The organism is Staphylococcus debuckii, assembly GCF_003718735.1.
GTDB lineage: Bacteria > Bacillota > Bacilli > Staphylococcales > Staphylococcaceae > Staphylococcus > Staphylococcus debuckii.
On the sequence record NZ_CP033460.1, the window covers coordinates 107,393 to 131,179 of the forward strand.

23 protein-coding genes are annotated in these 23,787 nt (G+C 39.3%); 12 read left to right on the top strand and 11 right to left on the bottom strand.

All coding sequences use genetic code 11. The annotated features are described in order from the left end of the window. Positions 1 to 8: 8 nt before the first annotated feature. Positions 9 to 4,505: a glutamate synthase large subunit gene (gene gltB, locus CNQ82_RS00570; RefSeq protein ID WP_123143604.1), complete on the bottom strand. Its 4,497-nt coding sequence runs from the start codon at positions 4,503 to 4,505 to the stop codon at positions 9 to 11. Positions 4,506 to 4,648: 143 nt separating this feature from the next. Between gltB and gltC the strand changes: the two genes are divergently transcribed. From gltC to CNQ82_RS00600, 6 genes are all read left to right on the top strand, one after another. Next, positions 4,649 to 5,533 (top strand): glutamate biosynthesis transcriptional regulator GltC, encoded by an 885-nt coding sequence (gltC, locus tag CNQ82_RS00575; protein ID WP_123143605.1) that lies wholly within the window; start codon positions 4,649 to 4,651, stop codon positions 5,531 to 5,533. Positions 5,534 to 5,715: 182 nt separating this feature from the next. After that, complete coding sequence (locus tag CNQ82_RS00580) at positions 5,716 to 6,828, top strand: YibE/F family protein (RefSeq protein ID WP_123143606.1); 1,113 nt, start codon at positions 5,716 to 5,718, stop codon at positions 6,826 to 6,828. Further along, positions 6,825 to 7,616, top strand: coding sequence for a YibE/F family protein (locus CNQ82_RS00585; protein WP_123143607.1), 792 nt, complete (start codon positions 6,825 to 6,827; stop codon positions 7,614 to 7,616). The genes CNQ82_RS00580 and CNQ82_RS00585 overlap by 4 nt, the downstream gene beginning before the upstream one ends. A gap of 120 nt (positions 7,617 to 7,736) precedes the next feature. Continuing rightward, positions 7,737 to 8,009 (top strand): hypothetical protein, encoded by a 273-nt coding sequence (locus CNQ82_RS00590; protein WP_123143608.1) that lies wholly within the window; start codon positions 7,737 to 7,739, stop codon positions 8,007 to 8,009. Between the two features lie 122 nt (positions 8,010 to 8,131). Continuing rightward, positions 8,132 to 8,722, top strand: coding sequence for an organomercurial lyase (merB, locus tag CNQ82_RS00595; RefSeq protein ID WP_123143609.1), 591 nt, complete (start codon positions 8,132 to 8,134; stop codon positions 8,720 to 8,722). A gap of 99 nt (positions 8,723 to 8,821) precedes the next feature. Then, positions 8,822 to 9,112, top strand: a complete 291-nt coding sequence (locus tag CNQ82_RS00600; RefSeq protein WP_123143610.1) for a HesB/YadR/YfhF family protein — start codon at positions 8,822 to 8,824, stop codon at positions 9,110 to 9,112. Between the two features lie 29 nt (positions 9,113 to 9,141). Here the strand turns inward: CNQ82_RS00600 and CNQ82_RS00605 are convergent, their stop codons facing one another. Then, positions 9,142 to 9,531 (bottom strand): NUDIX hydrolase, encoded by a 390-nt coding sequence (locus CNQ82_RS00605; protein ID WP_123143611.1) that lies wholly within the window; start codon positions 9,529 to 9,531, stop codon positions 9,142 to 9,144. A gap of 165 nt (positions 9,532 to 9,696) precedes the next feature. Between CNQ82_RS00605 and CNQ82_RS00610 the strand changes: the two genes are divergently transcribed. Next, positions 9,697 to 9,993, top strand: a complete 297-nt coding sequence (locus CNQ82_RS00610; protein WP_123143612.1) for a HesB/YadR/YfhF family protein — start codon at positions 9,697 to 9,699, stop codon at positions 9,991 to 9,993. 155 nt (positions 9,994 to 10,148) lie between these two features. Here the strand turns inward: CNQ82_RS00610 and CNQ82_RS00615 are convergent, their stop codons facing one another. From CNQ82_RS00615 to CNQ82_RS00650, 8 genes are all read right to left on the bottom strand, one after another. Then, the gene (locus tag CNQ82_RS00615; RefSeq protein WP_123143613.1) at positions 10,149 to 11,168 is read right to left on the bottom strand and encodes a LysM peptidoglycan-binding domain-containing protein; all 1,020 of its coding nucleotides are present in this window, start codon (positions 11,166 to 11,168) and stop codon (positions 10,149 to 10,151) included. A gap of 290 nt (positions 11,169 to 11,458) precedes the next feature. Then, the gene (locus CNQ82_RS00620) at positions 11,459 to 12,247 is read right to left on the bottom strand and encodes an arylamine N-acetyltransferase family protein (protein WP_123143614.1); all 789 of its coding nucleotides are present in this window, start codon (positions 12,245 to 12,247) and stop codon (positions 11,459 to 11,461) included. Between the two features lie 93 nt (positions 12,248 to 12,340). After that, positions 12,341 to 12,952, bottom strand: coding sequence for a LysE/ArgO family amino acid transporter (locus CNQ82_RS00625; RefSeq protein ID WP_123143615.1), 612 nt, complete (start codon positions 12,950 to 12,952; stop codon positions 12,341 to 12,343). Positions 12,953 to 13,079: 127 nt separating this feature from the next. Beyond that, the gene (locus CNQ82_RS00630) at positions 13,080 to 14,225 is read right to left on the bottom strand and encodes a bifunctional cystathionine gamma-lyase/homocysteine desulfhydrase (protein WP_123143616.1); all 1,146 of its coding nucleotides are present in this window, start codon (positions 14,223 to 14,225) and stop codon (positions 13,080 to 13,082) included. 42 nt (positions 14,226 to 14,267) lie between these two features. Next, the gene (locus tag CNQ82_RS00635; protein WP_123143617.1) at positions 14,268 to 15,164 is read right to left on the bottom strand and encodes a PLP-dependent cysteine synthase family protein; all 897 of its coding nucleotides are present in this window, start codon (positions 15,162 to 15,164) and stop codon (positions 14,268 to 14,270) included. A 201-nt stretch (positions 15,165 to 15,365) separates the two neighbouring features. Beyond that, a complete protein-coding gene (locus CNQ82_RS00640) occupies positions 15,366 to 16,697 on the bottom strand; it encodes a sodium-dependent transporter (protein ID WP_123143618.1) in 1,332 nt (443 codons plus the stop codon). A 316-nt stretch (positions 16,698 to 17,013) separates the two neighbouring features. Beyond that, positions 17,014 to 17,604: a TetR/AcrR family transcriptional regulator gene (locus CNQ82_RS00645; protein WP_123143619.1), complete on the bottom strand. Its 591-nt coding sequence runs from the start codon at positions 17,602 to 17,604 to the stop codon at positions 17,014 to 17,016. 271 nt (positions 17,605 to 17,875) lie between these two features. Beyond that, on the bottom strand, positions 17,876 to 18,610 hold the full coding sequence (locus CNQ82_RS00650) for an alpha/beta hydrolase (RefSeq protein ID WP_123143620.1): 735 nt from the start codon (positions 18,608 to 18,610) through the stop codon (positions 17,876 to 17,878). A gap of 776 nt (positions 18,611 to 19,386) precedes the next feature. On the opposite strand from CNQ82_RS00650, the gene CNQ82_RS00655 reads away from it, so the two are divergent. From CNQ82_RS00655 to CNQ82_RS00675, 5 genes are all read left to right on the top strand, one after another. After that, a complete protein-coding gene (locus tag CNQ82_RS00655) occupies positions 19,387 to 20,085 on the top strand; it encodes a type 1 glutamine amidotransferase domain-containing protein (protein ID WP_164711914.1) in 699 nt (232 codons plus the stop codon). A 385-nt stretch (positions 20,086 to 20,470) separates the two neighbouring features. Beyond that, on the top strand, positions 20,471 to 20,995 hold the full coding sequence (locus CNQ82_RS00660) for an HTH domain-containing protein (RefSeq protein WP_123143622.1): 525 nt from the start codon (positions 20,471 to 20,473) through the stop codon (positions 20,993 to 20,995). Next, on the top strand, positions 20,992 to 21,849 hold the full coding sequence (locus CNQ82_RS00665; protein ID WP_123143623.1) for a hypothetical protein: 858 nt from the start codon (positions 20,992 to 20,994) through the stop codon (positions 21,847 to 21,849). Before CNQ82_RS00660 ends, CNQ82_RS00665 begins: the two co-directional genes overlap by 4 nt. 14 nt (positions 21,850 to 21,863) lie before the next feature. Further along, the gene (locus CNQ82_RS00670; RefSeq protein WP_123145605.1) at positions 21,864 to 22,406 is read left to right on the top strand and encodes a DUF805 domain-containing protein; all 543 of its coding nucleotides are present in this window, start codon (positions 21,864 to 21,866) and stop codon (positions 22,404 to 22,406) included. Continuing rightward, positions 22,403 to 23,107: an LptM family lipoprotein gene (locus tag CNQ82_RS00675; RefSeq protein ID WP_123143624.1), complete on the top strand. Its 705-nt coding sequence runs from the start codon at positions 22,403 to 22,405 to the stop codon at positions 23,105 to 23,107. The genes CNQ82_RS00670 and CNQ82_RS00675 overlap by 4 nt, the downstream gene beginning before the upstream one ends. Positions 23,108 to 23,202: 95 nt before the next feature. On the opposite strand, the gene CNQ82_RS00680 is transcribed toward CNQ82_RS00675, so the two are convergent. Beyond that, positions 23,203 to 23,754 carry a hypothetical protein gene (locus CNQ82_RS00680; protein ID WP_123143625.1) on the bottom strand — a complete coding sequence of 184 codons (552 nt, stop codon included), beginning with the start codon at positions 23,752 to 23,754 and terminating at the stop codon, positions 23,203 to 23,205. Positions 23,755 to 23,787: the final 33 nt, after the last annotated feature.

The following is a 23,787-nucleotide window of genomic DNA, read 5'->3' on the forward strand; positions in this document are numbered from 1 at the left end:
CCTTTCCGTTAATAAACAACTGAAAATGGTTCTTCTGTTGCTGTCACTTCAGTGCTTGAATCGTAAAATGCATTTAAAACTGCTTTGTCATTGTCTTCTGCTAAACGTTGATGCATTTCCAACTTATGCATCATGAGCTTGTAATCTTTAGGAATTACTTTTACTACACGGTCAGCAATATTATCAAAATCAGCTAAAACAGCTGCTGCCTTCTTACTTCCTGTATACGTAATATGTTCTTCTAACATGTCACGCAAAATTTGAAATTCTTCTGGATGAGATAACATATCGAAATCCAATGTGTCTAAAGCATGGTAAGCTTTAAATTGTTCTACATCATCTGGGAAGATATAGGCTACACCGCCGCTCATCCCTTGACCAAAGTTATCTCCGACGTTACCTAAGACAACTACGCGGCCTCCTGTCATGTATTCCAATCCATGATTACCAATTCCTTCTACAACTGCATGTACACCGCTGTTTCTAATACAGAAACGCTCTCCGGCATAACCGTTGATAAAGGCTTTGCCGCTGGATGCTCCATAGAAACATACATTTCCGGCAATAATATTTTCTTCACGTTCTGTGTTCGGTGCATTAATAATAATCTTACCGCCTGATAAACCTTTACCAACATAATCATTGGCATCACCCGTGTGATGAATCGTTAATCCAGATGGTGTAAATGCACCGATGCTTTGGCCAGCATGGCCAGTAGTTTCAACATAAATCGTATCTTCGGGTAAACCTTCCGCTCCATGTGCTTGAGTAATTAGACTGCCGGCAGTTACACCTACATCACGCTGCTCGTTGCACAAATGATAATGTCCTCTGAATTTCGTTCCAGCCGAAATGGCCGCTTCTGCGTCTGGAATCAATTCAGTTGCATCAAAGCCTTCTGCTAGGTGATGCTGCTGTTCAATTTCTTTAAAACGCGGTCCTGTTTCTTGATGTAAAAGTGGTATCACATTCAGAGAACGCGCTTTTTCATTATGAACCTCTGCTGAAGGTTCTAATAAATCTGAACGGCCAATCAATTCATCTACTGTTCGTAAACCAAGTTCAGCTAATATTTCACGTAATTCATGTGCGATGAAATGCATGAAATTGACCACGTGATCTGCGCGCCCTGTAAACAGTTTACGCAAATCTTCATTTTGTGTCGCCACGCCGACTGGACAAGTATCTTTGTGGCACACACGCATCATAATACAACCGAGCACAACTAAAGGCGCAGTTGCAAAACCGAATTCTTCAGCCCCTAATGCACAAGCATAAGCAACGTCATGTCCTGTTAAGAGCTTGCCATCTGTTTCTAATCTTACACGTGAACGTAAATTATTCATCATGAGAGTTTGATGCGTTTCTGCTAGACCGATTTCCCAAGGCAGTCCAGCATGTTGAATACTCGTTTTAGGTGAAGCGCCCGTTCCGCCGTCAAAACCACTGATAACAATTTTATCAGCGAAAGCTTTTGCCACACCTGCTGCTATTGTTCCGACACCACTTTTAGAAACTAATTTCACTGCAATATTCGCTTTTGGATTCGCATTTTTCAAATCATGAATCAATTGTGCTAAATCCTCAATTGAATAAATATCGTGATGTGGCGGTGGAGAAATCAAACCGATTCCTGGTGTCGATCCTCGAACTTCAGCAATCCACGGATAAACTTTAGAACCTGGCAACTGTCCGCCTTCCCCTGGTTTAGCGCCTTGTGCAACCTTGATTTGAATTTCAGTTGCATGTTGCAAATAATCACTTGTTACTCCAAAGCGTCCAGATGCCACTTGTTTAATTGAACTTGTAAAATTCTCACCTTCAGGTCCCAATAGATAACGTTCTGGTTCCTCGCCGCCTTCACCGCTGTTACTCTTACCTCCGATTTGATTCATCGCTTCAGCCAAAGTAGAGTGCGCTTCTCTCGAAATAGAGCCGTAGCTCATGGCTCCCGTATTGAAACGATGTACAATCGCTTCAATAGGTTCAACCTCATCGATATTGATAGGATTACGAGATTTAAATTTCATCAACTGGCGAATATGATCTGTACGCTGTTCATTGACACTTCGAGAATATTCTTTAAACATCGCGTAATCATTTTCCCGGCAAGCATGTTGCAACAATCGGATGGTTGTCGGATTGAAGGCATGATATTGCCCTTGTTGACGCCATTGGAAAGTACTGCCTGAGTCTAGATGTTTCTCTTCTCGACTTTGACGCGCTTTATTCTCCTTATCAATCAAATCAATGGTTAAACCTGAAAGTTTAGACTGTGTACCTGTGAAATATTTATCAATGACTGCTTGAGATAGACCGACCGCTTCAAAGATTTGAGCCCCTTGATAACTTTGAACGGTTGAAATACCCATTTTCGCCATAACTTTGATGACACCTTCAGCCAACACATCAGTATAAACTTTGACTTGTGATGCAACATCGCCAGATAATTCCCCTTGTCTGACTAATGCTGCAACGGTTTCTTGCGCTAAATACGGTAATACTGCATTAGCGCCATATCCTAATAAACATGCGACATGATGTACTTCGCGGATTTCTCCGCCTTTTGCGACAAGACTGGTCTCTTGACGCAAATCTTCATTTATCAACGCCTGATGCAAATAACTTACCGCCAGTAAAATTGGAATTGCATAGCCTTCTTCATTTTGTAAGCCGCTGTCATCTAAAATTAAAATATCATGTCCCTGTTTTACTGCTTGTACTGCTTTATTTCTCAAATCTTCTAAGGCATCCTCTAAACTTCCGTTATAAAGCGTCGATAAATATTGCGCATTAAAAGGTCCTGCTTCTGCTTCTTCCAATTGTACTTCCGTAAGCACTGGATGCTTCAATTGCAAACGATTCAAGGCTTCTGTATTAGGAAGCAACAAATTGCCTTCTTTTCCTAAGTACGTCAACTCACTCGTCACAATCTTTTCGCGATAGGCGTCAATCGGCGGATTGGTAACTTGCGCAAATAATTGTTTGAAGTAATTAAATAACGACTCTGGGCGCTCATTCAGCACAGCGAGCGGCGCATCGTACCCCATCGCACCAATCGGATCTTTCTTACCTTCCACCAGTTCTTTCATATACTTATGAATTTCTTCACGCGTATAACCGAATTGCTTTTGCAAACGTTGCAACGTCTCTTGATTCCATGCTTCATCTTTAAAAGGAAGATCTAGATTGATATTTACTTTATGATTTTCTAACCATGACTCATAAGGCAATTCGCCTGCAATTTCTTTCTTCAAAATGTGATTATTCACCACTTCATGTTTATCAAAATCAACGAGCAGCAAGCGTCCAGGATTCAAACGTCCTTTAAACGCTACGTCTGCTTCATCGACATCAATCACACCTACTTCAGAAGAAAAGATAATATGGTTATCTTTGGTGATAGTATAGCGTCCAGGTCTTAAGCCGTTACGGTCCGTCAGCGCTCCGATTTTATCTCCATTACAGAACGAAATCATCGTCGGTCCGTCCCACGGTTCCATTAAATAACTGTAATACTCATAAAATGCCCGTACAGAACTCTGATTTGCTTTACTGTATTGCCAAGGTTCAGGTACTAACAACATTGCAGCCTTTTCCGGTTCCATAGCTAAAGATAGAAATTCTAAAGCATTATCTACAATTGAAGAGTCACTGCCGTCCACATCTAAGATCTCATGAACTTTCGCACGGTCATTTTCATCAAATAATGTTTCTATCAACCGCTTTTGACGTGCACGCATCCAATTAATATTTCCGCGAATCGTATTAATTTCGCCATTATGCATCAGCAAACGGTTAGGATGCGCACGTTTCCAACTCGGAAAGGTATTCGTACTAAAACGAGAATGTACTAAACCAAGTTTAGAAATATAATCTGGATGATTTAAATCTATAAACAAACTTTTAATTTGATCTGAGCGCAACCACCCTTTATAGACAATCGTTTTCGTTGATAAGCTCGTAAAATAAAGCTCTAATCCTTGCTCATCACCATAGAATTCAATTTGTTTACGCGCAAGATACAAGCGTTTTTCAGCATCTGCACTGTGATTTAAATCTATAAATATTTGTTGGATATAAGGCATGGTTTCAGCTACATGTGGCGGAACTGCTGACACTTCAACCGGAACATTTCGATAGCCGAGGACTTTCAGCCCTTCACTTTCAAAATAAGCTCGAAATACTGTTTCGTGTGTCGATCCTTCTACAGGAGTATTGGTGAAAAACAATCCTACTGCATACTCACCTTCAGCAGGCAAATCAAAATCAGTATGTTTCTTAAAATAATCAAACGGAATTTCCGTCATTATTCCTGCACCGTCACCTGTCATGCCGTCTGCACCAATCCCCCCACGATGGTCTAAGCGACGTAACATTTCAAGTGATTGAATCACAATATCATGCGATCGTAAATTATCCATATTGGCATAAAAACCAATACCGCAAGCATCATGCTCATTTCGTGAATCATATAAACCTTGGTTCTGTATTTTTTTGCCCATGCTTGCTCCTCCTTTTATATACGTTGTATGAATTTTCAGATTTTTATTGATAACTAATATAATATAGAAGGCGATTCTTCTGTTCAATACGGAAATTAGATGATATTATTCTAATTATTAGAACAATAAGCGGGGTGCAGAATATGGAATTCAAACAACTCAAATACTTTATTGAGGTCGCAAAACGTGAACATTTATCCGAAGCAGCTTTAGAATTAAACATCGCCCAATCCGCAATCAGCAGACAAATTTCGCAATTAGAAGACGAACTGAATGTTTCTCTTTTCAGAAGAGAAGGCAGAAATATTTATTTAACTAAAGCAGGCCAGCGATTTTTGACTGAAGCTGCAAAGATAGTAGAGCAAAGCGAACAAACTTTGAAGATGTTCCGTCAAGAACAAGAGGCTGAGTCTAAACGTATTAAAATGGGTTATGTAGAAAGTTATGTGGCGCAGTTGCTGCCGTTGTTGGTTCAAAAATTTGAAAATGAACATCCAACAACACTGTTGCCATTAATGAAAGACAATGAAACACTGCTGCATATGCTCTTAACAAGAGAAATTGATGTGGCATTTATGGATTTGTCTGCCGACTTAAAGCACCGTAATGACTTAGAAGTTACGCCATTATTTGAAGACGCTTATGCATTATATGTGCCGAAACAAGATCCGTTAGCTTCTGCGACACAACCTCCGCTTAACCAATTAAATCAATGCACACTATTTTCTTTATCTGAAATGCCAGGTGCCTTAATCCAACAAATTGAGCAAACGACCCGAAATTCTATTCACCGTATTTCATCAACACGTTTAGCTGCTTATCTGTTAAAGAAAAATAGAGGATACGTTTTTGCGCCGCAATATGCATTATTAAAAGAAAGCGAAGATTGGGAGCGTTTATCTTTAACGCATACTGAACTCAAACGAACGATTTGTGTAGTGGTACATAAAGATAATCACAAGCCTGAATTAAAGGCGCTGCAAGATGAAATTACTGGTTTATTATCACATACGTCGGTCTATCATTAATCTGTTGACATATTTTCAGAAATACTGCCGGAACGAAAATAACCGCTTCTACAGGTTATTTTCGTTCATCCCCTCTTTTGCTTATCTTCCTTTTCCACACAATCATTGGAATTCTCATTTCATTAAGCGTATAATCGCGTTGTCTATTGAAACTATACAAATTTATGAGGTGTTTTCACATCATGTCATATCAAAATAAATTCAAGCAGCCCTTTACGTGGGTATTGCTTACCTTTATAGTGCTCTTTCTCGGCGCTTTAATTTTCACCATGAATAATGCACGTTTTTATCGCATGCCTATCGGTGAAATTACACAGGTGCAACATTTGAAGACCGAACAAGTTACCGATGAACATCACAACCAAGATACAAAGCATTCTGATAAGCTGACTATCCGCGTGTTGAATGGTAAATTCAAAGGGCAAAGCGGCCATATCAGTAATACGTATTATGCATCACAAGCGGACTCTGAAAAATTCAACCCGCACGACAAAGTGCTCCTGCATATCAATAAACATCCGAGCGACGCCAATATAATTGAGAAGAAGCGCGATACCTTAGTCATTTTCATGACAGGTATTTTTATTTTCATTGTGTTATGGGTCGGGCGTAAAGTAGGTATCCAATCGATACTCTCACTGATCTTCAACACCGCAGCAGTTATCGGCGCAATTGCGATTCATAATGCCTTTCCAGCAACCAGTTTATTCTTACTGATGAGCATTGCTGTTATTCTAGCAACCGCCGTCACCTTGTTACTGGTTACAGGATGGCATTGGCGAACCGCTATCACGATTGTCAGTACGCTTATAGGCACTTTCCTATGTGTCGGTATCGCCGAAATCGTCATACGTTCAACTGGTGGCGCCGGCATTAAATACGAAACCATGAGTTTCCTGACCTTGCCACCTAAAGAAGTCTTCATGGCATCAGTCATCGTCGGTACACTCGGCGCTGTCATGGACGTTGCTATCACCATTGCGAGCGGAATGTATGAAATTTGGCAACGCACACCGAACATCAACATGACACGCTGGGCTTTAGCAGGACGTAACATCGGTCAAGATATCATGGGAACGATGACGAATATTCTGCTCTTTTCATACTTAGCCGGCAGTCTGCCGATGATGTTGATCTACCTCAGAAACGCCAACACGATTACTTATACCATTTCCATGAACTGGTCATTAGAAATTGCGCGTGCTTTAATCGGTGGCATCGGCATCGTATTAACCATTCCGATTACCATCCTGCTCATGCAAGTATGGGCTAAATTGCGAGGTGAACACACATGAGCGCAGTATTAATTTTAGCTTTAATCCTTTTGATTCTGATGATTATTTTCGGAGGCAAGAAAGGTGCCATTTCATACGGCATGCTCTTCTTGAACTTTCTGATGGTACTCATCGCTCTCGTAGCCATCGTCTTGAAATTACCGATTCCGATCGTGGCAATACTCTTCTGTCTCGCAGTTGCCAGCCTCAATTTATTTGGATTAAACGGTTATAACGTCAAGACTCAAGCCGCCTTTATCGGCACCTGTCTGACCACAGCCATCCTATTAGGCGTCATTTACTTCGCAGTCGCAACCGGCCACCTGCAAGGCTTCGCGACAGAACAACAAGACGAAACTTATGTGTATTCCATGAACATCGGCATCAACATGATTCAATTCATGGTCTTTACCACCGTACTCGCCGTCATAGCAGCCGTCGTCGATTTAGCCATCACCATCAGCTCACCCATGTACGAATTGAGCGAAACCAATCCGAATCTCAGTCGCACAGAACTCTTCCAATCCGGAATGCGCGTAGGACGAGAAATCCTGGCAACCTCAGCCAACACCATCTACCTCGCCTATTTCGGAGGACAACTGACACTATTCTTTTGGTTCTTCAAACTCAATTACTCATTCGGACACATCATCAACGCCAAAATATTCACCCAAGAATTCGTGTCCATACTCTTCGGAGGCATCGCAGTCGCACTCAGCATTCCAATTACCGCCTGGATTACCTCCTGGCTCATTCACCGCCATTCTGGCAAAAAAGCCACACAACCGGTATCCGACGAACAAACATAACATACAACCGCCCGCCGCTACCGAACGGCGCATGCACGAGTGTAATCATCGTGCAAAAGAATAAGTAATGTTATAATAGATAGCACTGAAAAAAAATCACACAAGGAGGATTACTTCTACATGGCAAGACAACCAAAATCAAAATTACGCCGTCTTTCTAACGTTTTGAATACAGTAGGATTCGGTATTGAAATTTATAACACTTATATTGTACGTTCTAAGAGCCGCAAATTATCACAAGTCGGCTTAGCAATCAATGTAGTCGGAGGTATCCTTGATTTCTACACAGCCTTGAAATCAGGCCGCTTCTTAACTAAAGTCTTTTCATTCAGCAACTTAATAGCAGTATTCGCAACATCTTATAATCGCTTCAAAGAGTTGCGCAGTAAATAAGCTGACAGGGAGCGGAACAGAAAAATTTTTCTGTTCCGCTCCTTTTGCACTTTTTCAGATTTAGCTTTAAACTTAAATCAAAATCATTACGTTTTATAAACAAATAAGCGAGGAGCAACGTTATGAAAACTTTTAATTTTAAAGCGCAACTTAATCCCAAAGAACAACATCTTCGTCACAAACTGATTCAACAAATATTAAATCATCCTACTAAAACGATTCCGTTCAAATCTAAGTACCAAGCATTATTAGATAAACATGTATTGAATATCGAAGATGATCAAATTACATGTCTCTATCCTTTTTCATTAAAGTCGAATCACTTTAAGGTAACTTTAACCGAGACAAAGCAAACTATTTATGCGATGTGCGCAGTCGATGCGATTGGAGTATGCGATACACTTAAAACACCTATCAAAATAGACACAGTGTGTGCAGAAACAAATACGCCTATTCAATTATCAGTAGAAAATAATAAGATACACAATCTGACAGACTATCCTGACCTGCGCGTACTTTACAAAGATTTATGTCCAGATAGCCAATGCTCAGTTAATTGCTGTCCTTATATTCAATTTTTCAAAGATGAAGAGGCTTTAGAACAATATTATAATGAACAAATTGGGCATGCTCCCACTATCTCTGAAGATACTGCTTATCATTCACTATCACTTCAACAAGCGCGAGAAGTTGCTCGAGAACTATTTGCATAATCCTCTGGAAAAATCAGGCTAGCAGCCTATTTCTTATTCAGAACAAACCACTTATAATGATAAGTAAGCGAACTGAAAGAGAAAACGAGGAGGTACACCATGGAAATCCACATTACAGAGGATGCTTTAAATTGGTTTAAAGAAGAAGTTGATTTAGAGGCTGGCGATAAAATTAATTTCTTTGTACAAACCTATGGAAGCAGCAAATTACATGATAACTTTATGTTAGGATTTAAATTTGATCCGAATGATAAAGAAGCTGCAGCTGAAATAACTGTTGAAGATATCAGTTTTTATGTTAATGAATCTGACGAATGGTTCTTTAAAGGTTATGATTTATATATTGAATATAATCAAGAAAAAGACGAAATTGATTACGATTTCAAATAAAGCTAAAACGGATATTTGGCTGAGAAAGCTCAAATATCCGTTTTATTATTCTCTATCCATTTTAAAACAGCTGGCGCAATATGTTGCGTATCGCGCTTTGATATCCAACGCAGGTCAGTAATTTCTCCAGCCGGGCGGAGTTCGTTCCAGTCAATTTCATGAAGTACTCTATAACAGTTCAGCTCTGTCTGTGCATTCTTTTGCGGGTACGCAGGCCCAATAACTGTCCCAATGTATTCTACTTCTGAGGGTGAAAGTTCAAGGTTCAGCTCTTCAGATATTTCACGTATGAGTGCTTCAATTTGTGTTTCACCTGGATCTATTTTTCCTCCAGGGAAGTAATATTTTGCACGATTATGTGCTTGGACTAAGAGAATTTGTTCTTCAGTTTCTGCTACGAGACAGACACAACGTATCATCTTTATCATGTTCCTTTCTAGGTCTTATTTTTAGCTAGTATATCAAATTTTTATATCTACTTTCGCTTAAATCTGATATAATCACGTTAGATAGTGAATTAATTCACAATCTCATAATTAAACACACCAAACACACTATGTTAAGACATCCAGGAGGGAAACATTATGAAAATTGAAGTTACAGACAAAGCTTTGAAGTGGTTTAGAGATGAATTGGACTTAGAACCGGGTGCTAAAGTGAATTTCTATGTTCAAACTTATGTACACACAGGATTACATGAACATTTTACAACTGCTTTCAAAGTTGAACCACATGATAAAAATGCATCCGCTTCTGTTACTGTTGACAGAATCACTTTTTACATTAATGAATCTGACGAATGGTTCTTTAAAGGGCTTGATTTATTAGTGGATTATAACGCTGAAACTGACGAAATAGAATATAAAAACACACAATTATAAATGTTTAAAGGAAAGAGCGGGACAGAAACAATGTCCCGCTCTTTCATATTGGGGCGCAACTGCCCCTCTCCGCTCAACACAATCCCGTATCATTTTTCCGAACTCAAAAACCCAGAGGCAGAACGCCTCTGGGCATATTTTTCAAAGTCTATGAATTAATGAATATAATTAAAGTAACCTCTTTGGCTTGCTGGAATTGTACGATAAGTTAAAATGCCTGGGCCTGCTGAATAGTTCATTTCAGAGACAGTAATACTGCCGTCGCCATTCACGCGTTCTACGAAGGCAACGTGGCCGTAGTATCCCGCATCTGATTGCATGATAGAACCTACTGTCGGATTATGATCGACAGTATAACCATCTGCACGTGCGCCGCTATCCCAGTTGTTCGCATTCCACCAGTAAGTACTGATGCCTTTGCCGATTTGAGCACGACGGTTGAATGCATGCCATGTACACTGACCCCAATCATATAAGTTTGAATGATTGAAGACAGGAGAATAATATCCGCCTGCACCAGTTGATGCTGCAGGTGATGGAGATTTAGTCACTGTCGCTGTAGAGCCTGTTACTTTTAACTTTTGACCAGGGAAAATCAAGAAACTATTTAAACCATTCAAGTTCATGATATTTTGGTAAGTTGTATTATATTTAGAAGCAATCAAAGACAAAGAATCTCCAGGTTGAACAGTATAAGTTGAACCTGTTGCTGTATTTGGTTGCGTTCTTGTTGTATTGTTTGAAGCTGCTGGTGCAGAAGCTGTCCCAGATACTTTCAAGACTTGGCCTGGATGAATTAAGAAACTGTTCAATCCATTAAGTTTCATAATATTTTGGTAAGATGTCCCATATTTAGAAGCAATCAGTGATAAAGAATCACCTGCTCTTACCGTGTAAGTCGAACCGCCTGATACAGATGAACTGCTAGACGTGCTGCGATTCGTTGACGTGCTTGTCCCTGATACCTTGATAACTTGATTCGGGAAAATTAAGTTAGAACTTAAGTTATTAAGCGACTTTATATTCGCAATAGACGTGTTGTAACGCTGCGCAATGGACCATAAAGAGTCACCGCTTTGAACGCGATATGTTGTTGCTGCATCGGCTGCTCCTGCAGTTGCTATAGCAGAAACGGCTCCTGTCCCAACAACGGCAGCTATAATTTTCTTTTGCAATGGAAATGCCTCCTGACAATTTTATATTCTACCTATCAGTTTCACGTTCATCTCTCGCTTTGCCCTTGCATGATGAACCCGCTGATAATCATCTCTCTTTTCCACCTATACACTTAATTATTATACACATTGTCGTGTTACTTAATATATTTATTAGATGACATTTAGATTACAATTCATTTTTCTACTTTAAAAAATGAATTTAGTAAGCGCTTTCATTCATAATAAAAAAAGTGCTGGAGCACTCTCAAATAGCTCCAACACTGCCTCTTTACATGTTTTCAACCGCTTCACGCATTAAATGTTGCTATCTGCATCTCTGGAATACCAAAATACTTCGACAAGAGCCCCTCATAATTGGTAGGTCTCACATCCAAGGCTTTCTTTTCCCCCTTAGACAAAATAGTAAGCCGTCGCTCAGTCATCGTATGGCGCCCGGTCTCAGTGGCTTTCGTGATGAGCAGGCCTTTCACAAACGGGGAATCGGGATGGTGCTGATTGAAGTCGATACCGTCTGCGAAATCTTCCAACGACTTCGGTTGATACAACGCTCGATATTGTATGTGCCACTCCTCATCCGCTTCCGACCATTTCTGCACATCATAATGCTGTGCATCCGCAAAGTGCACTCGATACACGCCGGTCACGTCACGCATTCCTTCTGCCGGACAAGTATGCAGGGGCAGAGCAAATTTCGGCATGTCGCCAAAGCCGATATCGACGACATATTCCGTATCATCCACTGTCACAACCAGCGACATATGCGAATTCTCGCGCGCCCAACCATTCGGGCTCATGACCGTCGCAGACATCGCACCCACCTTAAATCCATAGTACTCTAAATAATGTTTGAAGAAATAATTCATTTCATAACAGAAACCGCCTCGATGCTCGTCCACAACCTTGTGCATCATCGCTTCATCCGTCAACGCAAGCGGCCAGCCATTCTGGACATTGATATTCTCAAACGGCACGTGCAGCATATAGTGGCGGATCAACATGTTCAACGTCGCTAAATCCGCAGCTTTCTGTTTCGTATCCATCTCTAAATAACGGTCCAACTGTTGAAAATTTGTCATCGCAAAGCCTCCCTTTCCTCCACTATATCATGGAAAAAGAAAGACTTGGAAAGCAGGCAACTCAAGAAGAGTGCCTTTCCAACACACTACCGCTTACAACAATTGAATAATATGTTTCACAATTACAAAACTGACGATTAAAATAATAACGCTCGATACTTTATTCAGTATCACAATATATCTGCCTGTTTTATCGACAGAACCTAGCATTCGGCCTGCGACTGCTAAGAAGATAAACCACAACCAGGAGACTGAGACGGTGGCTACTGTGAACAAGACTTTATCGAGTCCATTATAGACTGAGGCGCTCGTTCCAATTACGCCGATAGTATCCATAATGGCATGCGGGTTCAGCAATGAAACAGACAGCGCGAATCCGACTTGTTTGCGCGCACTCATCGGCTCGAAATTCTGCAATTTATCAGGCTTTTCTCTCCATAATGACCAAGCCATATAGAGCAGAAAGATAAGTCCGACGATATATACAATCAGCTGCAACACCGGTAATGACATTAATACCAACGACATGCCTAAAATGGCGAGTACAATCAGCAAAGTGTCGCATAATCCGGCAGTTATGATTACCGGCAGGGCCTTGATCCATTTCTTCTGATTGGCCCCTTGGTTAAAAACAAAGACATTTTGTGCGCCTAAAGGCAAAATCAAACCTAGCGCGAGTAGAAATCCGTGGATAATCGGCTGCAATCCAAACAACTCCCCTAATTGATAGAATTGTTTTCTATTCTACACAAATTTCTAACCATTCTCAAAATAATTTTCGTATAAAAAAAGCGCCTACCTCATTGGGTAAGCGCATTTCCATCTATCTCTATTAGTTCAATTTATCTAATGCTTGTTTTAAATCAGCTACGATATCATCTGTATCTTCAATACCTACTGATAAACGGATAAGTCCGTCTGCAATGCCTTCTTTTTCACGTACATCTTTAGGAATAGAAGCGTGTGTCATAAGCGCCGGCACAGAGATTAAGCTTTCAACCGCACCTAAGCTTTCTGCTAATGTGAAGTATTCAGTTTCACGAATGACTGCTTTAGCAGCGTCGACATCTTTCACGACAAAGGAAACAACGCCTGTGTGGCCAGAAGCTTGGCGTTCCTGCACATCATGATTTAAATGATCTTTCAAGCTTGGGTGGAAGACTGCTTCCACATTTGGATGTTCTGATAACATTTCAGTGACTGCCACAGCGTTGCGGCTCACTTGATCCATACGTAATGCCAATGTTTTAATACCGCGAATCAACAAGTAGCTGTCTTGAGGTCCTAAGATACCGCCTGTTGAGTTTTGGATGAAGCCGATGCGTTCAGCTAATGCTTCGTTATCAGTCACGACTAATCCAGCGATAACATCACTGTGTCCGCCGATATATTTAGAAGCTGAATGCAAGACAATGTCAGCACCTAAAGCTAATGGATTTTGGAAATAAGGTGACATGAATGTGTTATCCACTACTGAAATCAAGTTGTGTTTGCGTGCGATATCAGCTGAAGCTTGGATATCTGTCACACGTAATAGTGGGTTAGATGGTGTTTCGATAAACAACATTTTAGTTTCTGGTTTGATTGCTTTTTCAATATTTTCAGTGTGCGTTGTATCTACGAAATCTGCATCGATACCTAAACGCTTGAAGACTTTCGTCAACACGCGGAAAGTACCGCCATAAACGTCAGAATTCACTACGATATGGTCACCTTTGTCTAATAACATTACGACTGCAGAAATAGCTGCCACACCTGAACCGAATGCGTAACCGAAACGTCCGCCTTCTAAGTCAGCAATTGTGCTTTCTAAAGCTGCACGTGTTGGGTTGCCGCTACGTGAATATTCGTATCCTTCACGTAAATCACCAATATCATCTTGTAAATAAGTGCTTGTTTGATAAATCGGTGTTGTTACCGCACCTGTGTAATCATCAGTTGTATGTCCGCCATGAACCATTTGTGTTTTCTTTTTCATTATCTCTTTCGACTCCTTTATTCAATAGGTTTGAAAAATGCTTTATTTGCTTTGATAATTAAAAATTGCTTTCGACATGTAACGGTCACTGCCGTCTGGGAAGATAGTAACAATAATTCCCTTGTCGATACGTTGCTTTATTTCTAAAGCGCCTTGCAATGCAGCCCCCGATGAACTGCCGGCTAATATACCTTCTTGCAATGCGAGTTGTTTAACATTTTTAAATGCGTCTGCATCACTGATAGTTAAGATTTCTGATACTAAATCTTTTTCCAAGAAGCCCGGCCATTTTTCAGAACCGATGCCTTCCGTATCATGCAGATGTCTAGGTCCGCCGTTCAAGATGGACCCTTCAGGTTCAACCAGAATGTTTTGAGCATGACGTTCTGCTAAGCCTTCAGCTGTTCCTGTAAAAGTACCCCCAGAACCGACGCCGGCTACGAAATAATCGAATTCCGGTAATTCCTTCAAAATTTCTTGTGCTAACGTGTCGCGGTAAGCACCTGGATTGTCCTCTGTTTCGAATTGGTTAGTGTAATACGCGCCATGTTCTGCCGCATAAGCTTTAGCAGCATTTTGTGCACCAATCATACCGCCATTTTGCGGTGTGCGGATAACTTCTGCACCTAAGGCTTCCATAATCGCTATCTTTTCAGCTGCGAAACCTTCTGGCGCATAAATCACACAACGCAAACCATAATGATTGGCCGCAATGGCTAATCCAATTCCGGTATTACCAGCTGAAGCTTCTACAATCGTATCGCCACGTTGAATTTGTCCGCGTTCCATTGCTTGTTCGATTAGATATTTGCCTAAGCGGTCTTTCACGCTGCCGCCAGGATTGTACTGCTCTAATTTCGCATAAATCTCAACGTTGTCATCGCTGAACGATTCCAATTTGACTAGAGGTGTATTGCCGATTAAATCAAATGCAATCATGAGTGTCCTCCCCGAGAATTCCAAGCAGAATGGCCCGATTCCATTACCACTTTGAAACTCTCCCTTTATTCCTACTATACTGATATGGATTATAACCCATTAGGGCACATATTGCAATTAAGCTATTTCTATTTATTTTCTCTTACAAAAAAAGAACAGAAGAGGAAATGTTGCTGAGTTTTCCCTTCTGTTCTGAAGCTTCTATTTAAATAATTGCATAACAAAGACTAACAATATGACTGCGGGCAAAATGTATTTTACTAAGTAATACCAAGGCACAAAGAGTTTCAACTTATCGCGGCCGAAGACGCTCTCCAAGTCTTTCTTTTTCAACAACTGGCCTACAAAGAGGGTAGTTGCTAGTGCGCCTAAAGGCATCAAGATGTTGGACACGAGGAAGTCCATGTTGTCGAAGATGCTGCCGGCGCCGAAATGAATACCGCTTAAGCTGCTGAATGACAGGGTCGCGGGTATGCTAAGCAAGAAGACGAGCACGCTGCCGATAATTGCGACTTTGGTACGTTTGCGGTTATCGTTCTTGGTGAAGTTGGAAACGTTCAATTCGAGCAATGAAATGGATGAAGTCAGTGCTGCGAATAGGAACAAGATAAGGAATATCAGGTAGAAACCTGTTCCGAAACTCATTTGTTCGAAGACGCGCGGCAAGACTTTAAAGAGTAAGCCGGGTCCTTCTTCTGGTTTGTAACCGAATGCGTTGATGGCTGGGAAAATTGCCAGTCCTGCAAGCAAGGATACGATAATGTTCATAATGACGATGGACAGCGCGGATGTTTTAATGGTCATTTCCTTCGGTGCATAACTGGCATAGGTAATCATGCCGGTTGTACCGAGTGACAATGCGAAGAAAGATTGTCCTAAGGCAAAGAGCACGCCTTGCATCGATAAATCTTCCATGCGCGGTTCTAAGATGAAGCGTACGCCATCTGCTGCCCCATCTAGTGATAATGATTTAATTACAATCAGGATTAAGAAAATGAAGAGCAAAGGCATCATTACTTTGGATGCTTTCTCTAAACCATGTTCTACTCCTAGCATCACAATGACCATAGTAATTAAAATAAAGATACCTTGGCCCGTGATAGTATATACTGGATTGCTGATAACTTGGTCAAAATGAATATCCGCAAGTGATCCGCTTCCCAATCCGAACAGCTGCATGGCTACTTGTGCAATATAGATAATTATCCAGCCGCCGACTACACTATAGAAGCCGAAGAGCACGAAGACTGCTAGATTTCCGCTCCAGCCGATAATATTGGTCCACTTCTTGCCGGAAAGCTTTCCAAAAATGGCAGTGGTATAAGTACGGCCGAGTTTACCAATCGTGAATTCCATAATCAGTAAAGGGAGACCGATAAATATAGTGAAGATTAAAAACATAAGTAAGAACGCGCCTCCACCGTATACTCCGGCCATATATGGGAATTTCCACATGGCACCGAGTCCGATTGCGGAGCCCGCGCTCGCTAAAATAAAGCCAGTTGACGTTTTCCATTGTGATTGTTTAGACACTTCGTTCATCCTTTTCTCTCTGTATGTTATATCGCATTAGAGTTGAATTAATACTAGAATTAAACCGTTCTAATTGTGAATTGCATAATTTTAAAAAGTTAAATGAGTAATGTTTTTGATGTTTACTTTAAAGCGTTAAAGCGTTTAAGTAATTAAGTAAACTATATCACAATTTCAGCTATTCAGCAACTGCGCTTTTCGCTTCTGTGTCCTCTTTCTTCCTGTCATCACAGGGTTCAAACAAAATAAAAGAGATTGCGCCGTAGTATTCGGCCAACCTCCATGTGCTTAATCTATATGAAATTAATACTCTGTTTTATTGATTATCTTTTACAGTTTCATTCAATTCAAATAATAAATCTAACATGTTTGCGACGTCTAATTTTAAAGTTTTACGACGATAGCTGAGTTCATCGAAATAATTAATAAACGTTGTACGGATAAATCCGCTTTCCATGACGCCCAATACTAATTCACGATATTCTTTAAAGGAAACTTCAATGTCATTTGTTTCATAGTAACGTTTAAAAACGTCATCTAATTTCTCATGCAAACCTGAAACGCCTTCATATAACTCTTCTTTAAATTCATCTGGCGCTTGCGTAAATTGCAAATACAAACGTAAATAATTAATATCTGTTTTAAATACAGTATCCAAGATAAATTGTTTTAAATTACCTAAAGTCAATGTGGAAGCGCTTTTATTTTTCTGTACTTTAATCACGCGGTCGAAATAATCAATACAACGTTGGGTACACTCACGATAAATTGCGGCTTTACTCGGGAAATAATAATATAAGCTTGCTTTCTTTATATCTACACTTTTAGCTAATTCATCTAATGTACAGCCGAAATAACTTTTCTGTGCAAACAATTCAATTGCATTATCTATAATTTCAGTTCTCAATACGGACTTCCCCCACTCTTCTTTCGATTTCGAAATGACACTTGTCTCAATTCTATCATGTTTACACAAAAATATTACTATTATTATAAAAATTCCATTAAAATACGAAATTCTTTATTCATTCATTAACTTAACTCAATAATTTTGTAACTACGACTTCACATTGAATAACGACATAAATTAAATGTATCTAAAAAATAGATTGTTTATCACTATTTTTATATATATTACGCTATTTAGAGTATCCTTGTAAATTATTTTTACGCAATTATTACGCTTTACACATAAAATCCACAATTCTTTCAATAATAGCTGTTTTATCTGGGCTGTGTGGCATAAGATGTCCTGCATTTTCAAAGCATTCGACCGTTTTATCTTGCACGTTTGACAATTGCGCTTCTATTTTAAAGGCACTCTCACGATAAGACGGTTCATCTTTTCCGCCGTATAATAATAACGCCGGTGCATGAATCTTATCTAATTGCTGCATCGTTTGATCCGTAAATCCTTCAAACCGAATTGCTCCCGAACGATACTCCGGCACATGCGCCATTTCTTCAGCCTGTTCTTCTGCTGTACATAAAATATAATGCTGCAAACGCTCGCCATAAGCAGTCAAACGTTCCAACACACCCGCTTCTTTCTTCTCATAAGGAATAGACATGCCTACTACTCGACCGATTTCGAACCGCTCAGCCAATTTCAGAGAAAAGATACCGCCTAACGACACACCGATTGCATCAATCTGCTCATAACCTTCATTGCGCAAAAACTGATACGCTGCCTCAACGTCCTTCCACCAATCCAAAATATCATGGCGCACAAATTCAGACACCGGTAAACCATGCCCCGAATAACAAGGCGCATAACACGTAAAGCCTTCCTCATTTAAAGTTTCAGCAATCGCTTTGATATCCTGGACCGTACCCGTAAACGAATGCAACAGCAACACCGCACGTTCGTCGCCCTTCAAATAAAGATCCTTTGGTGCTTTGACATTCAACATAAAAATCCACTCCCGAGTATTCTTATCTGTTATTGTACAACCTTTTCGGAAGTTCCACCAACCTGCCACCTTACAATCTTTTTTCAGAAAAAGAGTACTTGAAAGCGACTGACCACTTAAAAGATACTCTTAACTTTAATATGGATGCGACATCGCCTGTTCTTCCTGGCGAATGCGTAGATATAAAATAAAAAAACCGTATGTATTTATGAGGACAGGGATATGATCATCATAAGAGCATACGGCAAAGAATTGAGAAATTTCGAAGTGACGTCTTGGGAGTTGTACGAGTCATTCTCAATTTTATTTAACTGAGAGAGATATTATTCTATTAGGAGAATATTGTGACTGTTATCAAGCGATGCTCGATATTCTTTATGAAGTGAAGGAATAATATCTACCTGTGAAAAACTTACGCTGTCGATAATACGCTTAATCTCTGATACAGATGAAAATACTGAGGTGGTTTCTAGATGAGAAGTTGATTCAATAGATGTAATAACTGTTCTGTTGCAAGACTATGATGTAAGTTCTTGATGATTTCTGTGTATACGGATGTTCAACTTTGTTTATCAACACCATTTATTTTACTCGCAATTCTCATCGATGCCCATTAATTAAAGTTAAATAAAAAATTAAATATAGTTAATAATTTAAATTTAAAGTTAACTAAACCGAGTGGATTAATATCCTTTTGAAACTGCAGAAGTGCATATCACATAGGTTTGAGGGTAAGAATACTATATAATGAATATACTTATTGAAAGTATGGAGGGATGACCGTGGTTAAGAAAGTTTTAATCGTTAATACAAGTACGGATCACTTTGCAGATTCAGATGTTCCAACAGGATTATGGTTAGGAGAACTTGTCCACTTCTATGATCTATTGCACCAAAACCACGTACAAATTGATATCGTGAATACAAAAGGTGGTTTAACACCGATTGATCCCGTGAGTACGTCACGTTTTATGTTAGATAAACTTACTAAGAAATATTTAAATGATGATACATTTATGACACTATTGAAAAATTCACCTTCTATTAAAGAAGTCGCACCTACCGATTATAATGCGGTTTATTTCACAGGCGGTCATGGTGTAATGTATGATTTCCCAGGAAATCCAGATATTCAGCGCGTTATTGCAGCTGTCAGAGAAAATGGCGGCGTTGTTTCAGCTGTATGTCATGGTATTTGTGCTTTTCTCGACTTCAAAGGCCGTGATGGACGTTACTATGTCGATGGCAAACGTTTAACAGGCTTCTCTAATATAGAAGAAAAATTAGCAAACCGTAAAAAATTAGTACCTTTTATGTTAGAAACTAAATTAAAAAATGAAGCCGCAGACTACAGTAGAGGTTTCTTGCCGTTTCGTCCTTACGTCGTGCAAGACGGCCACCTTGTTACAGGTCAAAATCCACAATCGCCTAAAGGGGTCGCTGAAAAAGTATTAGAATTACTGAATGTGAAATAAGTAACCTTAAAAATAAAAACCGCGCCGGCAGGGCTCAAAACTTTCGTTTTGAGCCCTGCCGTTTTTTTATCATCGAAAATCTTCACAAAACCTCTGAAAAAAATATCCTCTCAAGCTTGTGCCCACTCTCCCATCTTTTCTTTTTCAAAAATGAAGAGGCTTTAAAACACGTTGTCCTAGGGGCCAACGTGTAGATCCGGCCACGAATTTAAATAAGGAGGTCGGTTGGACATGAGATGTCTTTATCGAAAGAAAAATTTAAAAGTAAATTGTTTGAAACCCTATTGCAATAAGTATTATAGCGAATTTCAAAATTCTCGCCAAAGTGACGCTTCGTGCCTATATCTCTTTTGTATCATAGTGTTAGCGGATTGAGGTGAGGATTATGGAACAGGCATATCGCATTTTAAATATTTACACAAGGCTGGTGCAGCGTCAGACGGTGAATAAATCTGATTTGGCTGAACGCTTTGATGTGAATAAACGTACAATTCAACGTGATATTGATAATTTAAGGAATTATTTGTATGAGAATGGATCTTGGCAGACGCAGATTTTATATGATGCTAAAGCTGAGAGTTATTATCTCAATCGTCCTGATTTAATTAATCCTAAAACCTTTCGTCATTATCCTAAAATCTCTGTCACCTTTGAAATGACATTGGAAGTTTTTGATAAACTCCGCCCTTATTACACCTCAGAACTATTACAACAAGAAGCAGACGATGTAGTTCTTGTTCGGATGCAGATACCCGAACCGAACGCACTTTCTCTCGTCTTTATTTACCATTCTCGCATTCGAGTTATTGAACCTGCTTCTCTGCTTCATAAGGTCATCGACGCGATGTTAGAGATGCAAAAAACGTATTTAAATCAAGAAATCAAAACAAATTCAGGAGGCACAACTTGAAAAAATTAATCCCTGCACTTTTGATTGCAGCTCCGCTTCTTATAGCGGGTTGTGGTCAAAGTAATAGTGACGAAAATGACCAAAAGCACAGTGACAAATCAACTACTGCAACTACTTCTGATTCTGAAAATAAGAGTGAACAAACAACCCAGAAGCATTATAAAGAAATTACACTTTCAGATATATTTGCAGATGGGAAACCGCACATTCTCTATCGAGCAAGTCCTGGAGTCGAAACAGGCGGAGAAGATGATAAACATCAACCAGTTAAAGTAAACACTAATTCACTCAATGAGGCTTCAGTCAGCCAAGTGATTTACGTAAAGAATAACCAAGCACGTCAATTTTTCGTCTATAGTAATGATGATTTAAGACTAGGAAAGTTCTTAAAAACCAGTCCTGATGAAGTATTAAAGAAAATGGATCATTTAGCTGAAATAGAGAAAAAAGACAGCGATAATATGAATCCTTTAGTGACTACCATTGACAATTTTACTAAGATTGAAAAATTTATCTATCAAAAAAATCATAAAGTCGAGGGGAACGGTTATAACTTCTCACCAGCAACAGACGGCACCTTAGAAATGGAACCGGAAAATCCTAATTTAAAATTACGCACTAAAGAATTCAAACCTGATTTCACAGCTAAAGTTAAGCCTTTTGAATATAAAGGCAAAACTTATGCAGGTATCTCTCCATACGATGGTGAAATTTTGATAACTGAAGTACCTGCAGACACTGAAATAGAGTTAGAAACTAAAAAAGATAAAGAAATGCATGTCATTGATTATAAAGATTCTGAAAGCGGAAAAATGGAAGCTGATGAAAAAGAAAAAGAATTCGATAACTTATAAGGAGGTTACTCATCATGTATTGCAATAAATGCGGAGCTAAATTAAATTCAAATGATGCCTTTTGCGCTCGGTGTGGAGCGCCAATCGCATCTAATAAACAAACGGCAACATCTTCTGTTTCTTCTGAACTAAATATTTGGCAGAATTACCAAGCTTTTTGGCGAAATTTTATTAATTTTAAAGGCTACACAAAACGAACACCTTTTTGGGTGAGTACGATTATAAATATCCTGATTACAACTCTATTAATGATTCTCGGTATTACTGGAAGAGACGAATTAACCGGGCAAGCGTCTCCGATATTATATGTAGCGATTTTCTTTATCATCGCAACCCTCTGTCCCCAACTCGCAATCACATTTCGACGTTTCAACGATGTAAAGAAACGCAAATGGAGCATTTGGGTAAGTCTTATTTTACCTATTGAGCCATTTTTTGAAGTATCTAGCGGTGCAGGAAACCCTATCGCATCGCTGCTCTTATTAGTAACAATCGGTTTATTTATCTACAATTTCACCATTTTAATTTCACCATCAAAGGAGCGTGCTCAACAATGAAAAAGATATTTATGATTCTATTTGCACTTGTTTTAATTACGACTTTAACAGGGTGTGAAAAAGATTTTAAAGATAAAAAAGAAGTTTCGATTAAAGATATTATCAACGATGAACACGAACATGTGATTTGGGCAACAGGCGGTGGCGGCGAGCATTCTGGATATGTTTCGCAAATTATTTTTACAAAGAACGGCAAAATCAAATCCATTCCAATTAATCAATCAGCTGAAATGCCCACAACCTTCCTTGAAAGTAATACCCCTTCTGAATTAGAAGATAAATTGAAAAAAGAAGACGCTTCTAAGTATAAAGAAGCCAAATGGCAAGACCCCGCCTACATCGTGATTGAAAACAGCGACAATAAACCTCTTGTCACTATGATAATTAGCAATAAAAAAGGAATGAAGGACCACGACACAAAATCCGTAGACCGTGTTATGGAAGATTTAAGTAACAACGAGGGTCACTTAATGTACACGGAAACGAGCAGCAGCGGTACTCAATACCCTACAGACAAACCTAAAACTTATGGAACATTTACCTTCGATCCTTCTGTCGTGACTGGCAGTGATGATGCTGATAAATCATTAAGTTTCACTACTTTATTAGAAAAAGATCAGAAATTGGTTCCATTATCTAAAGACGATTTGAAAAACGATAAGAATGTCTATAACTTTAGTAGAAGCGAGCTTGAAAATTAATATATTAAATACAAACAACCTAGGTAAAGTGGAATTTCAATTATTTCTCCACTCTCCTAGGTTTCTTTTTTTAGGTGTACAAATTTTGCCACCTCTTAATCATCGTGTTTAATTGCGGATGCTTGTACAAATTGCAATTCGTAAGTCGGATTTTCTGAGAAGTGGTTAAACATGTCTATTTTTCCGAATAATTCTAGATATTTATATTTCTTACTTAAATTGTGTTTGTATTCCAATTCTACTTTCAAATCCGCTTCATAACCATTTTGTTTAATCGTTTCTGATAACTCATGAAATACTTCGTCGTTAATCGGCACTAAATACCATTCTTTGCTTGGCAAGATACTGACATATTTCTTTTGTAATACTTTATTCTCTGCCATGTGCTTGATTGTGATAATGACTTCTTTAGCTGATCCGCCGCCTAAGTTATACAGTTTCAGGTAACGATTGCTTTCTTCACCATTAGTACTGATATTATAAAATTTCAAACGGCCGTCATCTCTTTGTAAAAGGATTTGGTTGAAGCCGAGTGCTGGCACGAATGAAATGCGCATTTGATAGAGTTGTATTGAAACGGAAATGAGATAGAAACAAGCCATAATGAAGGTACCGATTGAGCCCACTGCAGATATAATGTTAATCATCCAATCCTCTCTTTCTAATGAGTTAAGGATTGT